The sequence below is a fragment of the Haloferax denitrificans ATCC 35960 genome (genome assembly GCF_000337795.1).
GTDB lineage: Archaea > Halobacteriota > Halobacteria > Halobacteriales > Haloferacaceae > Haloferax > Haloferax denitrificans.
Genome location: NZ_AOLP01000004.1, coordinates 136,913 through 159,769 on the forward strand (window position 1 = coordinate 136,913; position 22,857 = coordinate 159,769).

Annotated in this window: 16 protein-coding genes and 5 pseudogenes; 7 read left to right on the forward strand and 14 right to left on the reverse strand. The window is 66.1% G+C overall.

The window, feature by feature from the left end; all coding sequences use genetic code 11:
- Window positions 1-108: 108 nt before the first annotated feature.
- Together C438_RS03505 and C438_RS03510 are read right to left on the reverse strand one after the other, a co-directional pair.
- Window positions 109-1,437 (reverse strand): cobyrinic acid a,c-diamide synthase, encoded by a 1,329-nt coding sequence (locus C438_RS03505; RefSeq protein ID WP_004967883.1) that lies wholly within the window; start codon window positions 1,435-1,437, stop codon window positions 109-111.
- A gap of 161 nt (window positions 1,438-1,598) precedes the next feature.
- A complete protein-coding gene (locus C438_RS03510) occupies window positions 1,599-2,609 on the reverse strand; it encodes an AIR synthase family protein (RefSeq protein ID WP_004967884.1) in 1,011 nt (336 codons plus the stop codon).
- A gap of 118 nt (window positions 2,610-2,727) precedes the next feature.
- Here C438_RS03510 and C438_RS03515 point away from each other — a divergent pair, with 118 nt between their 5' ends.
- The gene (locus tag C438_RS03515) at window positions 2,728-3,774 is read left to right on the forward strand and encodes a pyridoxal-phosphate-dependent aminotransferase family protein (RefSeq protein ID WP_004967885.1); all 1,047 of its coding nucleotides are present in this window, start codon (window positions 2,728-2,730) and stop codon (window positions 3,772-3,774) included.
- A 161-nt stretch (window positions 3,775-3,935) separates the two neighbouring features.
- The gene (locus C438_RS03520) at window positions 3,936-4,577 is read left to right on the forward strand and encodes a hypothetical protein (protein ID WP_004967886.1); all 642 of its coding nucleotides are present in this window, start codon (window positions 3,936-3,938) and stop codon (window positions 4,575-4,577) included.
- A 275-nt stretch (window positions 4,578-4,852) separates the two neighbouring features.
- Here the strand turns inward: C438_RS03520 and C438_RS20230 are convergent.
- Both C438_RS20230 and C438_RS20235 read right to left on the reverse strand, forming a co-directional pair.
- Window positions 4,853-5,064: pseudogene (locus tag C438_RS20230) on the reverse strand (site-specific integrase); the annotation flags it as partial.
- A gap of 4 nt (window positions 5,065-5,068) precedes the next feature.
- Window positions 5,069-5,473: pseudogene (locus tag C438_RS20235) on the reverse strand (site-specific integrase); the annotation flags it as partial.
- Window positions 5,474-5,600: 127 nt separating this feature from the next.
- Between C438_RS20235 and C438_RS19920 the strand changes: the two are divergent.
- Both C438_RS19920 and kdgK2 read left to right on the forward strand, forming a co-directional pair.
- Window positions 5,601-5,783 (forward strand): annotated as a pseudogene (locus C438_RS19920) (IS6 family transposase); the annotation flags it as partial.
- Between the two features lie 208 nt (window positions 5,784-5,991).
- On the forward strand, window positions 5,992-6,948 hold the full coding sequence (gene kdgK2 / locus C438_RS03525; RefSeq protein ID WP_004967887.1) for a 2-dehydro-3-deoxygalactonokinase KdgK2: 957 nt from the start codon (window positions 5,992-5,994) through the stop codon (window positions 6,946-6,948).
- An 85-nt stretch (window positions 6,949-7,033) separates the two neighbouring features.
- On the opposite strand, the gene C438_RS03530 is transcribed toward kdgK2, so the two are convergent.
- Both C438_RS03530 and gfo6 read right to left on the reverse strand, forming a co-directional pair.
- Entirely contained in the window at window positions 7,034-7,681 is a 648-nt protein-coding gene (locus tag C438_RS03530) for a bifunctional 4-hydroxy-2-oxoglutarate aldolase/2-dehydro-3-deoxy-phosphogluconate aldolase (protein WP_004967888.1), read from the reverse strand.
- Window positions 7,682-7,762: 81 nt separating this feature from the next.
- A complete protein-coding gene (gfo6, locus tag C438_RS03535; RefSeq protein ID WP_004967889.1) occupies window positions 7,763-8,836 on the reverse strand; it encodes a D-xylose 1-dehydrogenase Gfo6 in 1,074 nt (357 codons plus the stop codon).
- A gap of 119 nt (window positions 8,837-8,955) precedes the next feature.
- On the opposite strand from gfo6, the gene dgoD reads away from it, so the two are divergent.
- Window positions 8,956-10,110, forward strand: a complete 1,155-nt coding sequence (gene dgoD, locus C438_RS03540) for a galactonate dehydratase (protein WP_004967890.1) — start codon at window positions 8,956-8,958, stop codon at window positions 10,108-10,110.
- 67 nt (window positions 10,111-10,177) lie between these two features.
- Entirely contained in the window at window positions 10,178-10,948 is a 771-nt protein-coding gene (locus tag C438_RS03545; RefSeq protein WP_004967891.1) for an IclR family transcriptional regulator, read from the forward strand.
- A gap of 350 nt (window positions 10,949-11,298) precedes the next feature.
- On the opposite strand, the pseudogene C438_RS19925 reads toward C438_RS03545, so the two are convergent.
- The 6 genes and pseudogenes from C438_RS19925 to C438_RS03570 form a co-directional block, all read right to left on the reverse strand.
- Window positions 11,299-11,606, reverse strand: a pseudogene (locus C438_RS19925) (IS6 family transposase); the annotation flags it as partial.
- A 286-nt stretch (window positions 11,607-11,892) separates the two neighbouring features.
- A pseudogene (locus C438_RS03550) lies at window positions 11,893-12,977 on the reverse strand (PhoU domain-containing protein).
- A 241-nt stretch (window positions 12,978-13,218) separates the two neighbouring features.
- On the reverse strand, window positions 13,219-14,166 hold the full coding sequence (gene pstB, locus C438_RS03555; protein WP_004967892.1) for a phosphate ABC transporter ATP-binding protein PstB: 948 nt from the start codon (window positions 14,164-14,166) through the stop codon (window positions 13,219-13,221).
- 2 nt (window positions 14,167-14,168) lie between these two features.
- Window positions 14,169-15,791, reverse strand: coding sequence for a phosphate ABC transporter permease PstA (gene pstA / locus C438_RS03560; protein WP_004967893.1), 1,623 nt, complete (start codon window positions 15,789-15,791; stop codon window positions 14,169-14,171).
- The gene (pstC, locus tag C438_RS03565; protein WP_004967894.1) at window positions 15,791-16,924 is read right to left on the reverse strand and encodes a phosphate ABC transporter permease subunit PstC; all 1,134 of its coding nucleotides are present in this window, start codon (window positions 16,922-16,924) and stop codon (window positions 15,791-15,793) included. The genes pstA and pstC overlap by 1 nt, the downstream gene beginning before the upstream one ends.
- Before the next feature lie 62 nt (window positions 16,925-16,986).
- Entirely contained in the window at window positions 16,987-18,180 is a 1,194-nt protein-coding gene (locus tag C438_RS03570) for a substrate-binding domain-containing protein (protein ID WP_004967895.1), read from the reverse strand.
- A 185-nt stretch (window positions 18,181-18,365) separates the two neighbouring features.
- On the opposite strand from C438_RS03570, the gene C438_RS03575 reads away from it, so the two are divergent.
- The gene (locus tag C438_RS03575) at window positions 18,366-19,361 is read left to right on the forward strand and encodes a hypothetical protein (protein ID WP_004967896.1); all 996 of its coding nucleotides are present in this window, start codon (window positions 18,366-18,368) and stop codon (window positions 19,359-19,361) included.
- A gap of 12 nt (window positions 19,362-19,373) precedes the next feature.
- On the opposite strand, the gene C438_RS03580 is transcribed toward C438_RS03575, so the two are convergent.
- Window positions 19,374-22,523 carry a type 2 lanthipeptide synthetase LanM family protein gene (locus C438_RS03580; RefSeq protein ID WP_152421740.1) on the reverse strand — a complete coding sequence of 1,050 codons (3,150 nt, stop codon included), beginning with the start codon at window positions 22,521-22,523 and terminating at the stop codon, window positions 19,374-19,376.
- 113 nt (window positions 22,524-22,636) lie between these two features.
- Window positions 22,637-22,816 (reverse strand): hypothetical protein, encoded by a 180-nt coding sequence (locus C438_RS03585; RefSeq protein WP_004967898.1) that lies wholly within the window; start codon window positions 22,814-22,816, stop codon window positions 22,637-22,639.
- Window positions 22,817-22,857 lie beyond the last annotated feature (41 nt).

The following is a 22,857-nucleotide window of genomic DNA, read 5'->3' on the forward strand; positions in this document are numbered from 1 at the left end:
TCCGCCCCGCGTTGGTCTGTCGTCGGTCGGTGCTTGTCGCGGCTTCGTATATAGGAGTTCGCCGCTTGCGCGCTCTTGTGGCTTTGCGTCCTCGCGCCCTCGTCGCGCTCAGTCAGTCAGCCGCGAGACGAAGCGGTCGAACGCCCCGCTCTCGGGGTGGACGTGGGCGTAGGTGCCGAGGGTTCGGTACTCGGTGAGACCCTCGCGGCCGTCGATGCCGGTCCCGCGCTCCACGTCGAAGGCGAACCGGGCGTCCGTCGCCGGGTCCGCCGACGAGTAGTGGAACTCGTGGCCGCGGAGCGTCTCGCCCGCGTCGGCTGTCAGCGTCCCGTCGGTCGCGCTGAGTTCGACGTGGTCGAGCGCCTGATAGCGCTCTTGCATCGTCACGTCGGCGGGGAGGACACCCGCCATCGCGTGGGTGTCGCCGTCGGTCGTCGTCAGCGACTCGGCGAGCGCCATGAGGCCGCCGCACTCGCCGAACACCGGGAGGCCGTCGGCCGCGCGGTCGGCGAGCGCGGAGAGCGTCGGCGACGACGCGAGGTCCGCGGCGAACCGCTCGGGGTAGCCGCCGGGGAGGTAGACGCCGTCGCAGTCCGGGAGGCCGTCGCCGGCGACCGGCGAGAAGTACGAGACGGTCCCGAGCGTCTCCAACCGCTCCAGCGTCGAGGGGTAGACGAAACAGAACGCCTCGTCGCGGGCGACGGCGACCGTCGGACCGCCCGAATCCGTAGCTTGGGCTGGCTCGGCTCGAATGCCCGCGTCGAACGCCTCGGCGTCCCAGTCGGGTTCCCGTGCCACTTCCGCGAGCGCGTCGGCGCGAATCCCGTCGGCCGCGGCGTCGAGCGCCTCGTCGGACAGGGGGGCCTCGTCGCCGAGGTGGAGGCCGAGGTGGCGCTCGGGGATTTCGAGGTCGTCGCTCGGCGGGATTCGACCGAGATACGGCAGTTCCTCGGGGAGCGCGTCGCGGATGCCCTCGGCGTGGCGGCCGCCGTGGGCGCGGGAGGCGATGACGCCGGCCACGTCGGCGTCGATGCCCATCCGGTCCGCGTAGGTCCGAAAGCCGTAGGCCGTCGCCGCGACGCTTTGCATCCCGGCTCTCGCGTCCGCGACGAGGACGACGGGGAGGTCGAGGAGGGCGGCGACGCGCGCGGTCGAGGTGTCGCCGTCGTACAGGCCCATCATGCCCTCGACGACGCAGATGTCGCCCTCGCCGCGGGCGTAGGTCCGGCGCATGCCGTCGTCGCCTTCGAGCCACGGGTCGAGACTCCGCGACGGTTTCCCGACGACTGCGGCGTGGTGCGAGGGGTCGATGAAGTCGGGGCCGGCCTTGGCGGGTTGGACCTCGTACCCCTCGCGTTCGAGCGCGCGGCACACCGCGAGCGTCGTGACCGTCTTCCCGACGCCGGAGGCCGTGCCGGCGACGACGACGCCTCTCATCTCGCCACCGCGGTCCGCGTCGCGGACGGCGCGTCCGTCGGGTCGCTCGCGAGTCGAGACGGGTGTTCGGCAGTCATGTCAACAAGTGCGTTTTCAGTAGTCAAAGTTGTATTGGGTTCGGCCGGGTCGCCGCCGGCACCGTTCGGCGACTCGCGTCTCGCTCAGTTCCAGAGGTCGTACATGTCGTCTTCGACGCCGTCGGCGTGGTGGGTTCCGTCGTAGACGACGCCCGGGGCCGGCGCGCTCGAATCCGCGCCACCGCTCGCGTTCGTTCCGTCTCCCGCCGCTTCGACGGTTCCGACGACCGTCGCCTCGATACCCTCGGCGTCGAGCGCGTCGAGCGCGTCGTCGGCCTCGTCCTCGGGGACCGCCGCGAGGAGCGCGCCGGAGCCGAGAATCCGCATCGGGTCGACGCCCATCGCGTCGCAGAGCGCCCGCGTCTCGGGGCGGACGGGCACGTCGTCGCCGTCGACCTCGATGCGGACCTCGGAGGCGCAGGCGAGTTCGACCAGTCCGTTGAGGACGCCGCCCTCGGTCGGGTCGTGCATCGCGGTCGCGACCGGCGCGAGCACCGCCGACTCGGGGAGGACGCTGATGTCGTCGAAGAAGCCCGCGGCGCGGTCGACCGTCTCGGCGTCGACGCCCGCCGCGTCGAGGTCGGCGCGGAAGTCGGTGGCGAGGACCGCGGTGCCCTCGACGCCGGCTCCTTTGGTGAGAATCACCGCGTCGCCGGGTTCCGCGCCGCTCGTCGGGACGTACCGGTCGGTCGGTCCCATGCAGGTGAGAGAAAGGAGCGGCCGCGAGAGCCCGGCGACCGTTTCGGTGTGGCCGCCGATGATGCTGATACCGAGTCTGCTGGCCTCCGAGTCGAGCTGTGCGGTGATGTCGTCGAGGAGGTCCACGTCCGGTTCGGGGAGAAGGACGGTGCTCACGAGCCACTCGGGGACGCCCCCGCAGGCGGCCACGTCGTTGCTGGCGATGGCGACGCCGAGCGTGCCGATGCGCTCGGCGGCGAGCGAGATGGGGTCGGTGCTGACGACCATCGTCCCCTCGCCGGTGGCGACGGCGGCGGCGTCCTCGCCGTAGCCGGCCCCGACGAGCAGGTCGTCGTTGGGTGCCCCCGTCCGCGAGAAGACGTAGCGGTCGAGGTCCGCAGGTGAGAGTTTGCCCATACACGTGGCTGACGGCGAGGGCGCTTTTGTGCCTTCCCGTCCGCCGCCGGCGCGGACGGTCGCACCCCTCGGCCGCGGATGCCGTACTGCTAAGACGCTCTGTTCGCAACGGCAATCCATGCTGATGACACCCGGCCCCACGGCCGTCCCGCCGCGGGTCCGCGACCGACTGAGCGACCCGATGCCGAACCCAGACATCGAGCAGTCCTTCTTCGACACCTACGACGGGGTCTGCGAGAAACTCGGGCGCGTCTACGACACCGACGACGACGTGGTCGTCATGGGCGGCGAGGGAATCCTCGGCCTCGAAGCCGCCATCGCCTCCACGGTCGCCCCCGGCGACGACGTGCTCTGCGTCTCGAACGGCCTCTACGGCGACGGCTTCGCCGACTTCGTCGAGAGCTACGGCGGCGAGCCGACGCTCGTCGGTGCCGACTACACCGACCCGCTCGACGTGGCCGGCGTCGAAGCCGCGCTCGACGACGGCGAGTTCGACGTCGCCACGATGGTCCACTGCGAGACGCCGACGGGCACGCTCAACGACATCGCGCCGGTGCTCGAACTCTGCCACGACCACGGCGTGCTGACTATCGTCGACGCCGTCTCCTCGCTCGGCGGGACGCCCGTCCCGAGCGAGCACATCGACATCAACCTCGGCGCGTCCCAGAAGGCGTTTAGCTCGCCGCCGGGGCTGACGACGGCCGCCGTCAGCGACCGCGCGTGGGAGGTCGTCGAGGAGCGCGACCCCGACTCCCTCTACACGAACCTCCTCCCGTGGCGCGACACGAGCGAGGGCTTCCCGTACACCCACCTCGGCGCGAACGTCGCCGCCCTCGACGAGTCGCTGTCGATGCTCCTCGAAGAGGGACTCGACGCCGTCTACGAGCGCCACGAGGCGGCCGCCGCGCACTGCCGCGAGCGCGGGGCCGACCTCGGTCTCGACCGCTACCCCGACGCCGACCGGAGCGCCCCGACGGTGACGGCGTTCCACCTCCCCGGCGAGGCGAAACGCGTCCAATCGGAACTCGAAGCCGACCACGACATCGTCCTCGCCACCGGGCTCGCCGACCTCGCCGACGATATCCTGCGCGTCGGCCACATGGGCTACAACGCCGACGTGGAGAAGGTCGACCGCGTGATGGACGCGCTCTCGTCCGTCGTCTGAGACCGGCATCTCGTCTACGTCCGACCGGCGTTCCATCTGCGGCTGACTGGCGTTCCGTCTGCGGCTGACTGGCGTTCCGTCTGCGGCCGACCGGCGTTCCGTCTGCGGCCGGCCGCCGTCTGGGCTGTCAACGCTTTTGCCCGACGCCGACGACAGTCCCGATGAGAACAACCGTGACCGAGACGAGCGATTCGGCGGGAGGGCGACGGCGGCGACCGGACGACGGAATCAGATACGCAATCGTCGCCGTGTTCCTGACGGGACTCCGCCGCCGTAACCCGGCCGCGATGGTGAACGCCGCGTTCGCGCTCGCGGGCACGTACCTCCCCGACGCCTTCGAGCGACTGGTCGGAGTCGAGTTCCGCCCGTGGCAACGCGTCTACGTCGAGTCGGCCATGCTGACCCACTCGGTCGGGATGCTCGGTCCCTACGACGACGTGTGGTGGTGGGACCACCTGACTCACGCCCACTCCGCGACGATTCTCGGCGGGGTCGTTCACGTGCTCTCCCGTCGCCGCGGCCGCGACCCCTCGACCCGTGTGCTCGCGGTCGTCGTCTGCGCCGGTGTGCTTTGGGAACTCGCCGAGTACGCCATCCACCGCGGGGCCGACGCGCTCGGTATCAACCCCGTGCTCGTCTCCTACGGCCGAACCGACACCGCGCTCGACCTCCTGTTTAACCTCGTCGGCGCGGCGCTCGTCGTCCTGTTCGGCGACCGCGCCCTGACGAATCTCGTCCCACCGACGGAGGCGGAGGAGGAAACGGGTTCGGGACCCCCCGACTCGGTCCCGCGCGGTCGATAGCGGGCGGGTCAACTGGTCGCGTCGCAAGCGGAAACTGATCCGGCACTCCCGTCGTGTCAATAAACTAGTAGCCAACTGCCCGAAAATCCACCATGTGATTTCGTGATGATGGGGTGGTCCCGACGGAGCGTCGGGTGACGAGACAGTACGAGTGATTCAAGCCGCACAGCGGACCCACGCGGCGATGGAGAACGGACAACGACCCGGCGCAGAGTGCTTCAGGGACTCGGCGCTGTCGGGCTCGGCAGTTCCTTCGCAGGGCTCGGTACGGCACGCTCTGGTGCGGGCGCATCTCCATCAACAACCACGCCAGTAGTATCAGCTAGCTGTTTAAATCATCGAAGTATCGTACTTATTATGATTTCTTCATAGACGATAAGCGGGACGGGAACAGGTACCTGTCCCACGTCTCACGGTCGGAAAACGCATCAATCCGGTCAGCGACGACGTCCACGCCGTACAACAGCGTCACCGCACCAGGGCCGTACCTCCCAGCAAGCAAGCGCAACGACGAGTAACTTCGCTTCGGGTAGCGTCTCCCTCGCCGTAGATTCGACGCACCTGCGACGCTGACAACGCCCGTGGGTCCGGTTTGCTGGCCTCCCGGCCGAACTCTTTGCGGGCCTCTGAAAGTGGATTGTACTTCGCGTACTTCCGACCCTTCACGAACCGTACCCGCTCTTGCGACGTGCAGATGTTCGGGCTCCGACCGGTCAGTCGATAGTTCCTCGTCAACTATATCGAGAACCGCGGGACAGCGTTCGAACTCCCGCGGCTGTTGGTCTAACTCGGACAGTGGTTCGAGCAATGCATCGGCCCATGCAGTTCCCGATACGTCTGAACCAACTTCGCTAACCTCGTCCGGTGGTCACGACGGCACTTTCTGTCCGACCACCCGAGTTTGTATCGATTTGAAAACATTCATGGGTAGTTGATATATCCGTCTTCGACATCCTCTCCCCCCACTCCTCAGGTTCCTCACTTCGAGACCGACGAGGTCGGCGAAGAACTGCTTGGATGCGTTATTTTATCAACCATCTGATTGAATTTCAGACGTTCAAAATGAAGGTCGACCGTGTCCACAACTCACAGGTGAGCAGTCGTCTGCGCGTCCGCCGGTGGCTTGTCGTGTTCGTTCAGTACTGTAACTCTCAGCGACCACATCAATCGCAGGACGGTCGAACGCCAGCTCGGGAGGTTACTTAGGCGTGCCTTTCGGTGTCTGAGCACTGGCTGATACCCGACAATCGAGTCCTGTCGCACCAAGCCTGCCGTCACAAATTTCGGACCCATCGCCCGTACTTATGTACCACTGCGAGAGACAGTCGTGCGAACATATGCACGGCTCAACTGTAGGTCTGGATGCCCCCGACATCGAACGCGAGACCCGGTCGCAAACCGCCGGGGGGCGTCGATGACGGCCGAGCTCGTCACGTTCGGCGAGACGATGATTCGGCTGAGCCCGCCGGAGGGCGAGCGAATCGAGACCGCCCAGTCCCTCGAATTCCGGACCGCCGGTGCGGAAAGCAACGTCGCGGTCGCCGCCTCCCGTCTCGGATGCTCCGCCGCGTGGCTCTCGAAGCTTCCGGACTCGCCGCTCGGTCGGCGCGTCACCACGGAACTCCGGACGCACGGCGTCGAGCCGTACGTACGCTGGGACGACGACGCTCGCCAAGGGGCGTACTACATCGAACAGGGGCGCTCGCCGCGTCCGACGAACGTCATATACGACCGCGCCGACGCGGCAGTCACGACCGCGCGGCCGGACGAACTCGCTGTCGAAGCCGTGGAAGACGCGGCAGTGTTCTACACGAGCGGCATCACGCCGGCGCTCTCCGAGACGCTTCGGGAGACGACCGGCGAGCTTCTGCAAACGGCGACCGAGGCGGGGACGACGACCGCGTTCGACCTCAACTACCGGTCGAAGCTCTGGTCGCCGTCCGACGCACGCGACGCGTGCGAATCGCTCTTCCCCGAGGTCGACGTCCTCGTCGCCGCGGAGCGAGACATCCGCACCGTTCTGGGACTCGACGGCGACGCGTCGACGCTCGCATCGGAGTTGGCCGCCGACTTCGGTTTCGAGACGGTCGTGGTCACGCGCGGGGAAGACGGCGCACTCGCACGACACGACGGAACGGTGGCCGAGCAACCGGTCTTCGAGACGGACACGGTCGACGCCATCGGGACCGGCGACGCGTTCGTCGGGGCGTTCTTGTCGCGGCTCATCGCGGGCGAATCAGTCGAGACAGCGCTCGCCTACGGCGCGGCGACCGCCGCGCTCAAACGAACGATTCACGGCGACCTCGCCGTCGTGACGCCTGACGAAGTCGAACGCGTCCTCCGAGGAGGCGACGCCGGAATCGACCGATAACTCTCTCCTTCGCCGACCGTTTCGGATTCGCCGCGCGGCCCGCGCTGAGACGGCCATCTCCGAACTTCCGAGAGGCGGGTGTGCGTCAGTCGCGGCGCGCGCGTTCGACCGCTTCGACGAAGGAACGCGCGTTGGTCTCGATGGTCGCAAAATCGCCGCGCGAGACGGCGTCGTTGTCTACGATTGCGCTTCCGACACCGACGGCAGTCGCTCCGGCATCGAAGAACTCGCCGACGTTGTCGAGGCTCACGCCACCCGTCGGAACCGTCGGGATGTGTCCGAGCGGCCCGCCCAGTGCGGAGACGAACCCGGGGCCGAGCGTTCCGGCCGGGAACACCTTCACCATCTCGGCACCGGCCTCGTAGGCGTCGACCGCCTCGGTCGGTGTCGCGATACCGACCATCGAAGGGGCACCGTATCTGTTACCGGTCCGGATGACTCCCTCGTCGAACGTCGGCGTGACCAAGTACTCCGCACCTGCGAGCAGTGCCGCGCGAGCGGTTTCACTGTCGAGGACGGTTCCCGCGCCGATGGTGACCTCGTCCGCCGTGAACGACGCGGACACGTCGCGGAGCATGTCGAGGACGCCGTCCGTGTTCGCGGTGATTTCGACGGTCGAGACGCCGCCGCGCGTGAGCGCTTCGACGGTTTCGATGGCCGTGTCGGCGTCGGTTCCGCGGATGATGGCGATGAGGCCAGTCTCCCGAATGCGGCGTGCTGGGTGTTGGCTCATACTAGCTACTCTCCGACGAGCGGTTTAAACGCGGTGGTCGACCCGTCCCGCGACACCGTCTCGACCCGTCGAGCGGACGGCTCAGTCGAGCGTGACCGCGCGGCCGGACTCACCTGCTTCGTAGATGGCCTCGATGAGTCGCATATCGAGGACGCCGTGTTCGCCGTCGGGACCGATTGGCGCGTCGGTCAAGATGCGGTCTGCGGCGTAGTCGAACAGCTCGGTCATCTGATTGACCTGCGGGGTGTCGAGCGTGACCGAAACGTCGCCGCGCGTCACTCGAATCTCGGTCTCCATGTGGAAGGCAGGCTCGACGAGAATTTCGCCTTTGGTTCCGACGATGCGGAGGCTGGTCGTCGCCTGGGCGTTTTGACTGGCGGTCGCCGCCAGGTACGTTCCGTCGTCGAACTCCACCATGAACGAGGCGTGCTCGTCGGGCACCTGTTCGAACGCGTCGTGAGACGATTGCATGAACGCCTGCGCGGCAACCGGGTCGGAATCGAGCAGGAACCGACAGGTGTTGAGCGGGTAGATGCCGATGTCGGTGACGGTCGCCCCCGGCCCCGCCAGTTCGGGGTCGAGTCGCCACTGATTCGGGTCGGAAATCAGTTCGAGCATCGCTTGCGAGTTCGTCCCGATTGCGTGGACCGGGTCGCCGATGACGCCGTCTCGAATCAGCTTTCGCGCGCGTCGAATCGCGGGTTCGGTGTGCATCCGGTAGCCGACGATAAGCGGAACGCCCGCCTCGTCGCACGCATCGACCATCGCCTGCCCGCGTTCACTACTCGCTTCGATCGGTTTCTCGCAGAGGACGGCCTTGCCCAACTCGGCGGCCGTCCGCGCGTACGGGAGATGAAGCGCGTTGGGCGAGCAGATGTATACCGCGTCGTAGGCGTCGGCGGCTTCGCCGGCGTGGAACTCGTCGTACGAGAGACCGTGTGTCGCCGTTTCGACGCCGGCCGCAACCCGTTTCGCCTTCTCGGAGGTACTACTGACGGTGACGGTCGTCTCGCACAGCTCCGACGCGCCGATAGCCGGAATCGCTTGGTCGACGGTCCACCACCCGAGCCCGATGACTGCGATGCGGACCGTCCCGTCGGAAACCCGTTGCCAGTTACGGCGCTCGAAATCATCGAGGAACGCTTCTAACGACATACGAGTTGCACATGGCGGACGAGTCGTATAACATCGAGGGTTCGGGAGTCGTGGCCGAGATTACAGTCCGAGAGAAAGATTTTTCGAGAGACACCCCAACGTACGCGTAACGAATATCCATGACCAAGATTACGGAGTACGAGCTGTTCGAGGTGCCACCGCGATGGCTGTTTCTCAAGTTGGAGACGACCGACGGCGTCGTCGGCTGGGGCGAACCGGTCGTAGAGGGACGCGCTCACAGCGTCAGGGCCGCCGTCGAGGAACTGATGGACAACTACATCCTCGGAACGGACCCCGCGGCGATAGAAGACCACTGGCAAGCGATGTACCGGGGTGGCTTCTATCGCGGCGGTCCGGTGTTGATGAGCGCAATCGCGGGCATCGACCAAGCGCTGTGGGACATCAAAGGGAAACGCTTCGGAGCACCGGTCCACGAACTGCTCGGCGGTGCGACGCGGGACCGAATGCGCGTCTATCAGTGGATTGGCGGGGACCGCCCCTCCGAGGTCGCCGAACAGGCCGAACTGAAAGTCGAGGCCGGACTGACCGCCGTGAAGATGAACGCCACGGCGGAGCTCGAACGGATTGACACGCCCGCGTCGGTCCAAGCGGCAGTCAATCGACTCGAAGAGGTCAGAGAGGCCGTTGGCCCAGAAATCGACATCGGCGTCGACTTCCACGGGCGCGTCTCGAAGCCCATGGCGAAGCGGCTGGCGAAGGCGCTCGAACCGTACGAGCCGATGTTCATCGAAGAGCCCGTCCTCCCCGAACACAACGACGTGCTCCCGGAAATCGCACAGCACACGACGATTCCGATCGCGACGGGCGAGCGAATGTACTCGCGCTGGGACTTCAAGCAGGTGTTCGAAAACGGCGCGGTCGATCTGATTCAGCCGGACCTCAGCCACGCGGGCGGCATTACCGAAGTCAAAAAAATCGCGGCGATGGCCGAGGCGTACGACGTCGCGCTCGCACCACACTGTCCGCTCGGCCCGATTGCGCTCGCCTCGTGCCTCCAAGTTGACACCTGTTCCCCCAACGCGCTCATCCAAGAACAGAGCCTCAACATCCACTACAACCAGCGGAACGACGTGCTCGACTATCTCGAAGACAAGAGCGCGTTCGAGTACGAAGACGGCTACGTCGCGGTTCCTGACGAACCCGGGCTCGGGATACAGATGGACGAACAGTACATCAGAAAGCAGGCCGAACGCCCGGTCAACTGGCACAACCCCGTGTGGCGTCACGAAGACGGTAGCGTCGCCGAGTGGTGACCGGCCGCCGCGAGTCGTTCACTAACCGTTAACAACTTATTTGTACGTCGGTCGAGTGTCGGAGGGTATGCCCACCGCAGACGACTACGGAATCAAGGCGACGATGACGAGCCATCGAATCCTCGATACGATACGGAGTCGCGACCGGCCGACGTTGACAGAGATCGCTCGGGCACTCGACCTCTCGAAACCGGCAGTCCACAAGCACCTTGCGACGCTCGAAACGCTGGGCTACGTCATGCGACGTGACGGGGGGTACGAAATCGGACTCGAACTCGTGAGTTTCGGCGTCTACGCGAGGCGACGCCAGCGGATATACGAGGTCGCGCGGCCACGGGTGGTCGAACTGGCCAACACCATGCGAGAGCAGGTCTGTTTGGTCGTTCCGGGACAGGGTAGCGAGTGGAACTGCCTCTACGTGTTCACGGCCGTGCCAGCGGATGTAGACACCCCGGACCAAGAAGGAGAGATACGACCATTGCACGCGACAGCGGCCGGGAAGGTAATCCTCGCCAATATGGACAAAGACGAGGTCGCGGAGTTTCTCGACCACGACTCGCTCTCCTCGGAGACTGCGAATACGATTACCGAACGCAACGAATTGAAGTCCAAGCTCCAGGCGATTCGCGACCAGGGAGTCGCATACGACAGACAGGAGCAATCGGATGACTATCGCGGCGTCGCCGCACCAGTCCTCGACGACGATGGTCGCCCGCTGGGTGCGATTGAAGTCCTCGGCCCCCCTCCGAGAATGAGCGGAAAGCGTCTCGAAGAGGACACCGTCGGCTTGGTCGTCAGCGGAGCGAGGGACGTAGAGAATAAACTCTCGATCGACTGATGGGTTTTCCATTAGTTAACACCGCTCGGTACGGGAAGTAGAACTACGGATGCGGAGACTCGCGAGTGTATGCATAATATCCGTGATTGAAACGGCGGTGGATAGAGAGTCGGGCCGTGGTCCGAGAGGATGTTTTCTAACCGTGAACAATAGTGGGCTATTTTTGCGCTTGGGACTGTGGGTTGCCCGGGAGCGGGACGGAACCTAATTACAAACATAGGTCTGTAATGATTTGCTGTGAATTCGGCATCGAACCCGTGAACCGAGGGGCAATTTCGACAGGTCGTTTGACGCAGTACTATTGTACTTCTCACACTTTACTATCGTCGCCACACGCGTGGCCTCGCACCCCAAGAATTATGTAACGGTCGACTCGCATGGGGCGGGTGTGGACCACGTTTCGATGAGATTTCGCTCGACGTAGGCAAGCCGACCGGTTATCCTAACCGAACGGCTCAATCCAGATAGCCGTCGATACCAACGAGAAACACAGCGTCTGAGAGACCGTACTTCTCCGAGAGTCGGGAGAGAAACAGAGCGGTTTACCGATGCCATGTCGTCCAAGCAGTTCGACATCAAGAATCAGGTTCATCTCGCTCATTATTGTATTATATAGACAATACTCTTTGCCATTGATTTTGACAGCAGTCTCGCCGACCTGTTTTACAACATATGCGAATAGTAATTCGGATTTGGTGTGCAATCTTCTCTATTTGATGTCGACCGAACCATATACTTCGTCGTTCACGGGGAAAATTAGGATATTCGGCCGGGAATCACAAGCGACTCTTCCCTCTCGCTCAGTACACTCTGTAGTGCATGTCTCCCGATTAATATTTCTCGGGGAACTACAATCAGATGACACGACTTCCGAGAAACTCGGGGTCAACGTAGGGTAGTCGGGAGTCGGCTCATCACCGAGCAGACTCCACAAAGCGGTCGTTTCAGGCGCTCTGCGTATTCTCCGCGGACTCGCTCCCGCCTTCGCTCTCGCGGGTCGGTCGCTCGTCCATGCTGTGCGTACGGACCGCCGTTCGGAGACCGACCTCGGCGACGTTGCCGGCGTGTTCGGCCGTCCGTTCGAGCGCGTGGAGCGCGTGGGCGAACCGGTAATCGACGTCGGCGTCCGGGTTCGACTCCTCGAACAGTCGTCGCTCGACCTCCCCGACGCCCTCGCGGACCCGGTCTCTGGCCGTCAGCGCCTCCCGCGCCGCGTCGGGGTCCTCGCCGTCGAGCGCGACCTGCACCGCGGCGTCGAGCGCCTCGGGGACGAGCTCGGCGAGTTCGGACACCTCGTCGGCGACCGCGGGGGAAGCGGGTCGGGGACCGCCGACGCGACGGCGGCGATTCGCTCGGCGTGGTCGGCGACGCGCTCTAACTCGCGGGCCGCGGTGTGGAGGCGGAACAGCTCCGGGCGCGTCTCGCCGAGGGCGTCCACCTCGTCGAGGCGGTCGAGCCCGCGGGTGAAGTGCCGGTCGACCATCGCGAAGAGTCGGTCGGCGCGGTCGTCGCGCTCCGCGAAACCGTCGAGGGGGGCGGCACCGGTGAGCGCGGCGGTCGCGTCGCGGTGCATCGAGACGGCGACGAACTGGAGCTGTCGGACCGACTGGCGGATGGAGACCTCGTTCGCGTCGAGGACGTTCCGCACCGTGACCGACGCGTCCGACTCCTCCGTGATGGTCACGCCGACGAGGTTCCGGGCGACTCGCCTGACGGCCTGTCGCTGTGCGGCGTCGAACGTCCCGTCGGCCTCGACGACGACCTGTTTCGACCCGGCGGCGTACGCCGCCCGGAGCGTCTGTTCGAGGGCGTCGCCCCCGCCGTCCGCGTCGCGTTCGCCGACGGTCACCGTGAACTGCATCGACGAGTCGTCCTCGCACTCGGGTGCCTGTATGACGAGCATCCCGTCGAGGTGCGTGTGGAGGTTGACGACGGTGCCGGCGGTGATTCCCTCGCCGTCCGCCCACTCTCTGGGGAGCGAGACCGTGAACGTCCCGTTGCTGACCTGCTGTATCTTGCGTGTCTCCATTGTGTTGGGTGTCTGAAATCGTGTTGTCTTCGTGCCAGTTCCGCGATAGCGCCGACCCCGCCGCAGGGAGTGATTCGACTGACGAAAAGCGAGCGTCGCCGCCGACTGTCCGGCTTCGACGGCCGCAGGTCGTCGAGAACCGTCGTCACGTCGGGAAGTCGAAGTCGGCGTCGTCAGCGCGGGGACGCTCGGCGCGGGTCGGCGTCGGCTTGGGCCGGCTCGGGTCGGGGTCGAACCCGAACTACCCGAACTTGCCGCTGATGTAGTCCTCGACGCGCTGGCTCTGGGGGTCCTCGAACACCTGGTCGGTGTCGCCGTACTCGACGAGTTCGCCGCCGGTGAGGAACACCGCCGTCTGGTCCGAGATGCGCGCCGCCTGCTGCATGTTGTGGGTGACGATGACGACCGTGTAGTCCTCCGCGAGGTCGTGGACGAGGTCCTCGATTTTCGAGGTCGCGATGGGGTCGAGCGCCGACGCCGGCTCGTCCATGAGGAGCACCTCGGGGTCGGTCGCCAGTGCGCGGGCGATGCAGAGCCGCTGTTGCTGGCCGCCGGAGAGGCCGAGGGCGTTGTCGTCGAGTCGGTCCTGCACCTCGTCCCACAGCGCCGCCTGTCGGAGGGAGCGCTCGACGAGTTCGTCGACCGCGTCGTCGTCGCTCCGGCCGAGCAGGTTGGCGAGCAGGCCGGTGTCGAGGTCGCCGTGCTTCCGCGGCCCGTAGGAGATGTTGTCGGCGATGCTCTTCGGGAACGGGTTCGGCGACTGGAACACCATGCCGACGCGCTTGCGAAGTTCCACGAGGTTGACGCCCTCCTGGTAGATTTCCTCGCCTTCGAGCCGGACCGAGCCGTCGATGCTCGCGGCCTTGATGCGGTCGTTCATCCGGTTGAGACACCGGAGGAACGTCGATTTCCCACAGCCCGAGGGGCCGATGAGCGCCGTGACGCTGTTCTCGGGAATCTCCATGGAGACGCCCTTCAGCGCGTGGTCGTCGCCGTAGTACACGTCGAGGTCGGACACCGAGAGCTTCGCGTCGCCCTCGAACTCGTGTTCGACCCACGCGTCGCGGGTCCGCTCGCGCGTCTCGCCGCTCGTGACTTCGAGCGGCTGGTCGGTGCCGGCGCTCACGCCGTCGGGTTCGCTGTCCGTCGTCGTCTGTCCGTCGTCCGCCGTCTGTCTGGTTTCACTCATGGTTACTCGTGCTGTAGTTTACTCCGGAAGTAGTACCGCGTCGCGATGCCGATTGCGTAGAAGCCCAAGACGACCACGAGCAGGATGAGCGCCGTCGCCCACCGGAACTCGTCGATAGCGCCGATGTTCGACGACTGCCCGACGCCCGCGGTGATAAGCGAGTAAAGCTGGTAGGGAAGCGCCGACGTCGCCCGCATCAGTTCGGGGTTGGTCACGAACGGCGGGGCAAGCGAGAACTGGAAGCCGCCGACCACGTCGACCGTCTGACTGCCCGGCGGGGCGACGCTCCCCGACATCGTCAGGAGAATCGGGGCGGTCTCGCCCGCGATGCGGCCGACGCCGAGGATGATACCCGTGACGATGCCCGGAAGCGCCGCCGGGAGGACGATGCTCCGAATCGTCTGCCACTTCGTGACGCCGAGGGCGGCGCTCGCGTCGCGGTACTCGTCGGGGACCGCCAGCATCGACTCCCGGCTCGTGATGACGACGAGCGGGAGGAGCATGAAGCCGAGCGTGAGCATCCCCGCGAGAAGCGACTTCTGGTTGCCGAGCCGGGGGACGAGGAACGCCAGTCCGAACAGCCCGAAGACGATGCTGGGCGTGCTCCACAGGCCGTTGGTGGCGACTTCGACGACCTGCGTGAAGCGCCCGCGGTCGGCGTACTCGGTGATGAAGACGGCCGCGCCGACGCCCAGCGGGACGGCGAACAGCACCGCCCCGATGACGAGCCAAATCGTGCCCGCGATGGCCGGGAGGACGCCGTTCACGTCGTTGAGGAGCGCGACGCCGTTCATCACGAACGGCCACGAGAGTGGAAGCGAGAACGTCACGCCGACGAGCGTCACTTCGGGGCCCGCACCCGCGCCGAACGCGAGACCGTTGAACAGCCCCGGCAGACCCTTCAGGACCGTGAACGCGACGAGGAGGAACAGCACCGCGATGATGGAGAGGGCGTTCAGATAGACGAGGACGTACGCGCCGATGTGGCGGCCGCGCGCGCCGAACCCGCCGTAGGCCTTCGCGGCGGCCCAGCCGACGAGCAGGGAACAGAATCCCGTCAGGACGGGAATCGTGAACTCGGCGTTGAACGACGCCTGCTGTTCCCACCCGAGGTCCCACACCCACGACGGGCCGATGACGCCGGTGAGGAAGACGATGCCGGCGAACGCGGCGAGCGCGCCCGCGGGGAGCGTCGAGCCGATGTCTTCGCGGGGGAGCGCGCTCATCGCGAACGCGGCTCCACCGGTGACGAGCGACGCGACGACCCACCCGGCCGTCCCGAGCCCGAGCGTCTGCGAGGCGACCAGTCCGCCGACGACGAACCAGACGAGCGCGAACGCGCCCGAGGCGACCAGTCCGGCGGTCGGTCTGGGGTCGGTGGCGACGTAGCCGAGTCGAGAGCCGACGCCGAAGCCGACGACGGCGAGGCCGAGGAGGACTAACAGCCCGCCGAGGAGCGCGACCATCGGCACGCCCGCGATGGGGTCGGTGATGGTCACGAGTTCGAACATCGCCGCGAGCGAGAGGGCGAAAAGCACCGCCGCAAGCCCCACCGCGCCGGCGGCGACCGCCTCGGTCTCGGTGGTGTCTTCGCTGACGAGCGTGGATTCGGTCGCGCCCGCCATTATTCGGCACCTCCGAGCTTCTGGCGCATGCGCGCCTCGATGTACTGCGACCCGATGCTGAGGAACAGCACCGTGACGAACAGGATGACGCCCGCGACGAACAGCGCGGAGAGCTGGAGGCCGTCGGCGTCGCCGTAGTTCGCCGCGATGAGCGACGTGAGCGTGTCGTTACCGTAAAAGACGTTGTACAGCGGCTTCGTGAGGCCCGGACTGCCGCGGAGCATCACGGTCGCGGCCATCGTCTCGCCGATGGCGCGGCCCACGCCGAGGAGGACCGCGGCCGAGACGCCCGAAAAGGCCGCCGGCAGGGTGATGGAGGTCATCGTCTGCCAGTCGGTCGTGCCGAGGGCGAGCGAGCCGCTTTTCATCGATTCGGGGACGCTGTTGAGCGCGTCTTCGGCGACCGAGACGACCGTCGGGAGCGCCATCAGCCCGACGACGATACCGACGAAGAGGTACGTGCCCTGCCCGACGATGTCGAACTGGTCGGCCGCCCACGGGCTGAGGATGGTGAAGCCGATGAAGCCGTAGACGATGGAGGGGATGCCCGCCAGAATCTCGACGCCCGGCTTGACGACCTCGCGGACGGTCTTCGGCGCGATTTCGCTGAGGAAGAGCGCCGCGGCCACGCCCAGCGGGGCGGCGACGGCCGTCGCGATGATAGTGACGAGCACCGTCCCGTGAATCATCGGGACGAGCGAGTACCGAATCGGCGGCGTCACCGGACTCCAGCGCGTCTCGATGAAGAGCCGCAGGCCCGGAATCGGGATGCCGAAGACGTTCACGGTCGCGTACTGCACGGTCGGCCACGCCTCCGCGAAGATGAAGACGAGGATGAGCCCGAGGACGAGGATGGTCGAGACCGTCGTCGTCAGCGTGAGCACGCGCGCTGTCAATTCTTGGTGTCTGAGCCAGCCGTAGCCCGTCGCGACGAGGAACACCGCGAACGGGACGGCCGTCAGCGACGAGACGGCCAGAAAGCCCGCGAACGCCGCGAGGAGCGACACCGCCGCGACCGTGACCGTGACGAGCGCGTCCGGCGGCGTCTCGTCGACGAAGTCGCGACCGCGCCGGAGCCCTCGCCGAGCCGCCGCTCGGAGGCCGGCACCGTCGGAGTTTGGAAGTACGTTCATGATTGGAGCGTCGATGAATGGAAAGAACGAGGTTCAGGAACCGCTACCGCGTCCGAGTCGCGTTACGCTTGGCTCGGGAGCTTGTCCTTCTCGGCCTGAAGGTCCTTGTCAGGCAGTGGGATGTAGTTGTTGTCCTCGACGAACAGCTTCTGACCGAACGTGGTCAGGAACATGTTCATGAACGCGGCCTCGCGCATGTCCGTCCCGCTCGGGGTGTCCTCCGTGATGGTCGTGTACTGGTGGAGGTCGCGGTTCAGCGGGTAGTCGCTGTCGAAGATAGTGTGCTCCGCGCTCTTGTCCGGCGCGTAGAGCGTGCCCTCGAAGTCGATACCGACGGGGATGACTTCCGGACCGGTGAACGCGAGTGCCATGTACGCGATGGCACCGTCGTTCTGCTGGACGACGGTCGCGACCTGCTGGTTCTGACCCTTGCGGGTGTCGACGCCCTCCATCGAGGCGTCGGCGCTCCCGAGCATGTTGAGGCGGAACGAGGTGTCCGTCCCGGAGCCTTCCGCGCGGCCGACCACGTAGATCTCCTGGTCGTGACCGCCGACTTCGCTCCAGTTGGTAATCTCGTTCTGGTAGATTTGGCGGACTTCCTCGCCGGTGAGCTCCGTGACACCCGCGTCGTGGACGTCCTTCGAGACGACGACGGGCTGGCCGTCGCGGCCGAGGACGTGGTCCACGTAGTTCGCGTCGCGCTCGTCTTCGCTGATGCCGAGTTCGGCCGTAATCGGACCCGACGAGTTACCGATGTCGACGAGACCGTCGCGGACGGACTTACAGCCCGTCCCGGAGTGGCTCAGGCCGATGGACGTTGCGAACGCGGGGTTCGCCTGCGTCTCGGTCGGCTCGAAGCCGTAGAGGGACGCGAAGTAGTCGGCCAGGCGCATGTCCGGTGCGCCGAGTTCGTCCCAGCCGGGGACGGTAGATTCGTCGCTCGAACCCCAGTACTCGCCGTCGCTCGGCGGCGCGTTGGAGTTCCAGTAGGAGCTCCCTTTGTTCGCGATGGGATACACCGTCGACGAGCCCTCGGCGGTGAGCATCTGCGGCGCGCTCGATTCGCTCGTCTCCTCGGGGGTCGACGTCGTGGTCTCCGGAGCGTCAGTCCCCTCGTCTTCGGTCGCCGGCGCGTCGGTCTCGGAGTTCGACTGTCCCGAACAACCCGCGAGCCCCGCGACGCCCGCCGCACTCGACGCGACGAGGAACTGCCGACGTGATACGCTGCCTGCCAACTTCTTGGAATCTTGCGCCATCACGTGGTCAGACCCGGTTTTAAATAAAATGCGTTTATAATACCACTTTAGTTCTATCAGAGTTCAACGTAACACTAAGAGACGAAATAGTTCGATATTAGCGCACACATCAGTACCGAGGACTATATACCCGAACGTAATCGAGACGACAGAAAATATAACGGGTCCCGAGATACGTACGGACGATGGCTCAGAAGGACGGAACCACAGGCTCCGAACGTATCATCGGTCTGTCGAAATCCGACGCGGCCGACCGCGTCGTGGACGCGGACGAGTCCCGAGACCCCGACACCGTTCGGGCGGTGCTCAGTCACGTGACCGAAGACGGCGCGGTGACGGCCGACGGCGTCGACTCGGCGGTCACGGACACGTCGATGATTCTGTCGACCGCGGAGACGCGCGTCGAACTCGCGTCCATCGACCTCGACGACGCCCGCGAGGCCGCCGGCGACGACGCGGCCGTCGGTGCCGTGCGGTCCCGTCTCGACGTGTTCGAGGCGACGGTTACGAACGCGAGCGAGCGGGTCGCGTCGCTCGGCGAGGAGCTACAGGGGCTCTCCGACTGGCGCGACGACCCCCGGTCCGTCTACGACATCGTGCTCGGACTCCGCGAGGTCGCCTCCGAGTCGCAGGCGCTCACCGCGCACGCGGACGACATACAACTCGACATCGAGGAGTTCGAACGGTGGCTCTCGAACCACGACGTTCGCGTGCGCGGGCTCGACGGCGACGTGGCGGCGCTCGAACAGTCGCTCGACGGACTCGCCGACCGGGTCGAGGCCGTCGCCGACGCGGAGAGGTCCGACGACGGCGCCGACGCCGCCGAGGACGCTGACGGCGACCGCGCGACCGAGTGGTGCAACGCCGCGCTCCGGGTCCGCGTCTCCGCCCTATTGGTCGAGGACGTGCGGGCCGAACTCGCCGACCTCCGGGAACTGGCTCCCGAGTCTGACGCGGAGACCGACGGTCTCGACGATGCCGCCGCCGACCTCGACGACCTCGACGCCCGCGTACAGCGACTCCGCGAGCGCCTCGACGAACTCGCCCGACCCCCGTGGACCGACGAGTACGGGGCGCGAATCGAGTCGTTCGAGGAGACGCTCGCCGCGTTCGAACCGCCGGTGTCGTGGGGCGCGGTGCAGGCCGAACTCGACGACGCTCGGGCCGGCGATGACGGGTGAGTGGAGGCCCGCTCACTCCAAGAGCAGAACCGAGGGGAGGCGGTCGGGGCTGTCCAGTCGTAACAGCGAGTAGACGACGCCGGAGAGACCGTGGAAGAACATCGGGTTCGCGAAGGTTTCGGTGTGTCCGGTCATCGAAAGCTCGCCGTGAGCGGCCCTCCGGGTGAGGCTCCGACGGGCCAGTTCAGTCGCGTGCGACTCGTCGAGGGGGCCGCGGCGCGCGCCGACGAGGAGCGACTCGACCCGCCCGAAGTTTCCGCAACAGAGGTGGTCCATGTTCGACGGTTCGGCACGGGCGGTCTCCGAGAGCGCGTCAATCGCGGTGTCGCGGAGGTCGCGGTCGTCGAGCGTGTCCGCGATGCCGAGCCGGGCGAGCGCCATTCCCGACCGCCCGTGGCACCACTTATCGTCGTAACTCCGGTCATCGTGGGATTTCGCCCAGTTGTTCCGGCTCGGGTCGTACAGCGACGATTCGAAGGCGAGCGCCTCGCGCGCCGCGTCCGAGAACCGCCCGTCCCCCGTCGCCTCGGCGAGTCGAGCGAGCGCGTAGCCGATTCCGGACGCACCGTGTGAAAACCCCGTGAGCGGCGGGTCGTCGTCGGCAGTCCGCCACACTCGGTAGCCGTTTTCGAGCGCGCGGCCATCGAGGAGGCGCTCCCCGCACGCGACCGCTCGGTCGAGGACGGACTCGTCGCCGTGCCGCTCGTAGTACGCGAGGAGGCCGAGCAGCGTCCCGGCGGAACCCTCCAGCACGTCGAACGTCTCGTCGTTCGCCACGTGGGACTCCGTGACGGTCTCCGCTGCCGAGCGCGCGGCGCGGCGGTACTCGTCGGCGTCGAGGAGTTCCGAGACGACCGTGAGCGTGTAGACGACCGACCCGACCCCGAGCATCCCGCCCAAGTTCGGCGGCGGGCCGCCGTCTCCGATGGCGGAGAGCACGGGCGATAAGACCTCCTCCGCCACGGTTCGATAGCGCGCCTCGCCCGTGGTTTCGAAGAGCGCCGCGGCCGCGAGGGCGATGCCGCCGCGTCCGTGGTACAGCGAGAAGTCCGTCGGGTAGAGGTCGATGCCCGTCTTCGTCGGCGAGATAGATACCCAGGCGTCGCCGTCCGGCGTCTCGATACCGGCGTCCAGAACCTCCTCGAACAACGCCCTCGCGGTCGAATCGAACGCGTCGGCCGATATGTCGGGCTCCGGTGCCGGACCCGGAACCTGCGGCCCGAAGGCGTACTGCAGTAGCCACGCTTGGCGGTCGCGGTCGTCGTCGCTCATCGAGTCGACCCGCTGTCGGCATCGGTCGTACCCGGGGGTATCGACCTCAACGGGGAGTTCGTCCCCGTCGTGGACGACCGTGCCGCTCGTCGGCGACGAGGCGAACCGCGGGAAGTCACGGCGGCGGAGCGCCCGCCGTTCGGCCGCATACAGCGGCCAGTACTCGTCGGCGTCGATTCGGCCGTCGAAGAAGGGCACGGCGAGCTTTTCGTACTCGACCGAGAGGCGAGCCCCGTCTCGAAGCGGGTCGCGCGCGGCCGCCGACCGGAGAATCGAGCCGTACCGGGCCGTCGCCCGGTACACCAACCGGTTTTCGATACCATCGACGAGGTCGCAAGGCAACACGTCGCCGAAGAACGCGCCGTCTTCGCGCAACGAGCGGATGGCGTCGTAGGCTTCGGTAAACCCCTCGACGAGCGGCTCGGTGTACGAAACCGGCGGGTGGTCGCGCTCCGCGGTGCTCGCGGTGTTCGTGGTCAGGTTGACTTCCGGTCGAACCTCCGTTACCGTCATGACGTCCGTGTTCGCCGCTTCGATACCGGGTTTGGAGACGTCTTTGAACCCCCGTTCGCTCGAACTACCGAACCCGGCGTGCGGAACGCCGGCGTCGTCGTCGCTCGGGGTGCGCGGATCGCCGACCGACCACGGTGCCAACAGCGTCGCGAGTACCGTGCTGTGGGCGACCGTGGACACTTCCGTCGGTGTCGGCATGGCCGCCGGGTCAACGTGGGGGTGGAAGACCGTCTCGCCGTCAACGACCATCGGACTCTCGCCGTCCACGAGGAGGTTCTCGTACTGGCAGTCGGTCACGTTGAGCGCGTACGCGACGCAGGTGAGGACGCCCGCCTGCTCGTAGTACCGCCGAACCGCGTCCTCGTCGGCCAAGTCGTCGTACGCTATCGGTTCCATCCACCCGTAGCCGTCTCTGGGAAGGTACTCCGGCGGCCGAAAGGTCGCGACCGACGTGTGGTCGCTCACTCGTTCGAGCACCTCGTACAGGGCCACGCCGCCGCCGACGCCTCTCGGTTTGTAGATGACGTCGGCCGACCCGAACGAGACGCGGACGGGGATTCGGCCCCTCGCGTGCGCGTCCGTCGAGAGCGGTTCGAGCGCGGTCACCGAGCCGTCGATACCGAACCGCTCTCTGAGCGCGGGGGTGTCGTCGCGAATCCGCCGGCAGAGTTCGGAGACCGCGTCGCCCCAGTTGTCGATGATGACGGCGATTTGTCGGGCGAGAACGGGGTACTCGACGCAGAGGTTGGACACCCCGTGTGCGAACATCGCGTCGATGAACTCCTCGTAGTACTCCGTCGGTGGGTCGTCGAACTCGTCGGGGTCGGCAGCGGCGAGTTCGGGGTCGAAGTGCTCTACGAAGCTCTTGAACTCGACGTACAGCGGCCGGACGCAGAGCGCGTGAAACCGCCTGGTTAGTCCCTCGACCAACGGTTCCAACGACTTGTCCGGAACGGAGAGCGTGCCGAGCCGGCTCCGCGCGAACTCGCTGAACCCGGTCAAAAGCTCACGGAACGGAACATCGTCCGGCGTGCTTGAGTAGCGTGTCGGGTCGGAAGCTCGGAGATACTCGATTAGCTCTTCGACCGTCTCGAGCCACGCCGGGAGCGGCTCGTCGCTCGGCCACAACGTGGCCGCGGATTGCGTTTCGACGTCCGCCCGCCGGATTCCGTCGGCCGCCAGCCGCTCAGCGAACTGTTCCTCGTCGGCGAAGAGGCCCTCCCACTCGTCCAGAACCGCGTTCGGAGATATCTCGGGGTCGGGACCGGGGTCGTTCGGTGGCCCGTCGAGACGCTCGTGGAGCGTCCGGGCGCGACCGGCGATTTCGCGACGTTGTCGTTGTGTGAACACCATCTCGTCAGCTGTCGATGTCGTCATAGTAGGTGTGAATCGGTACGCTACGGGGTGAATCGGAGAGCATCTGCAGGCCGTCGGAAAAAACCGATGTCCCTCTCCGCGGTCGAGCGGCGCGGAGAAGGCTCGGAGACACCTCAGTTGGTGGTGTCGCAGCAGGGGAGCTTCGAGGCCGTGTGACACGGGAGGTAGCACGACGCCGTCCCGGTGCTGTCGTGGGACATCTCGAACTTGTCTGAGATGATCGACCCGAAGAGGCCGTCGTAGTGCGATTTGTCAACAGTACGTGCAATATTGATGTCCAATGCTACTGACATCAAAATGTATATCTGGCCGACTTGTTATAAATCTAATGGCA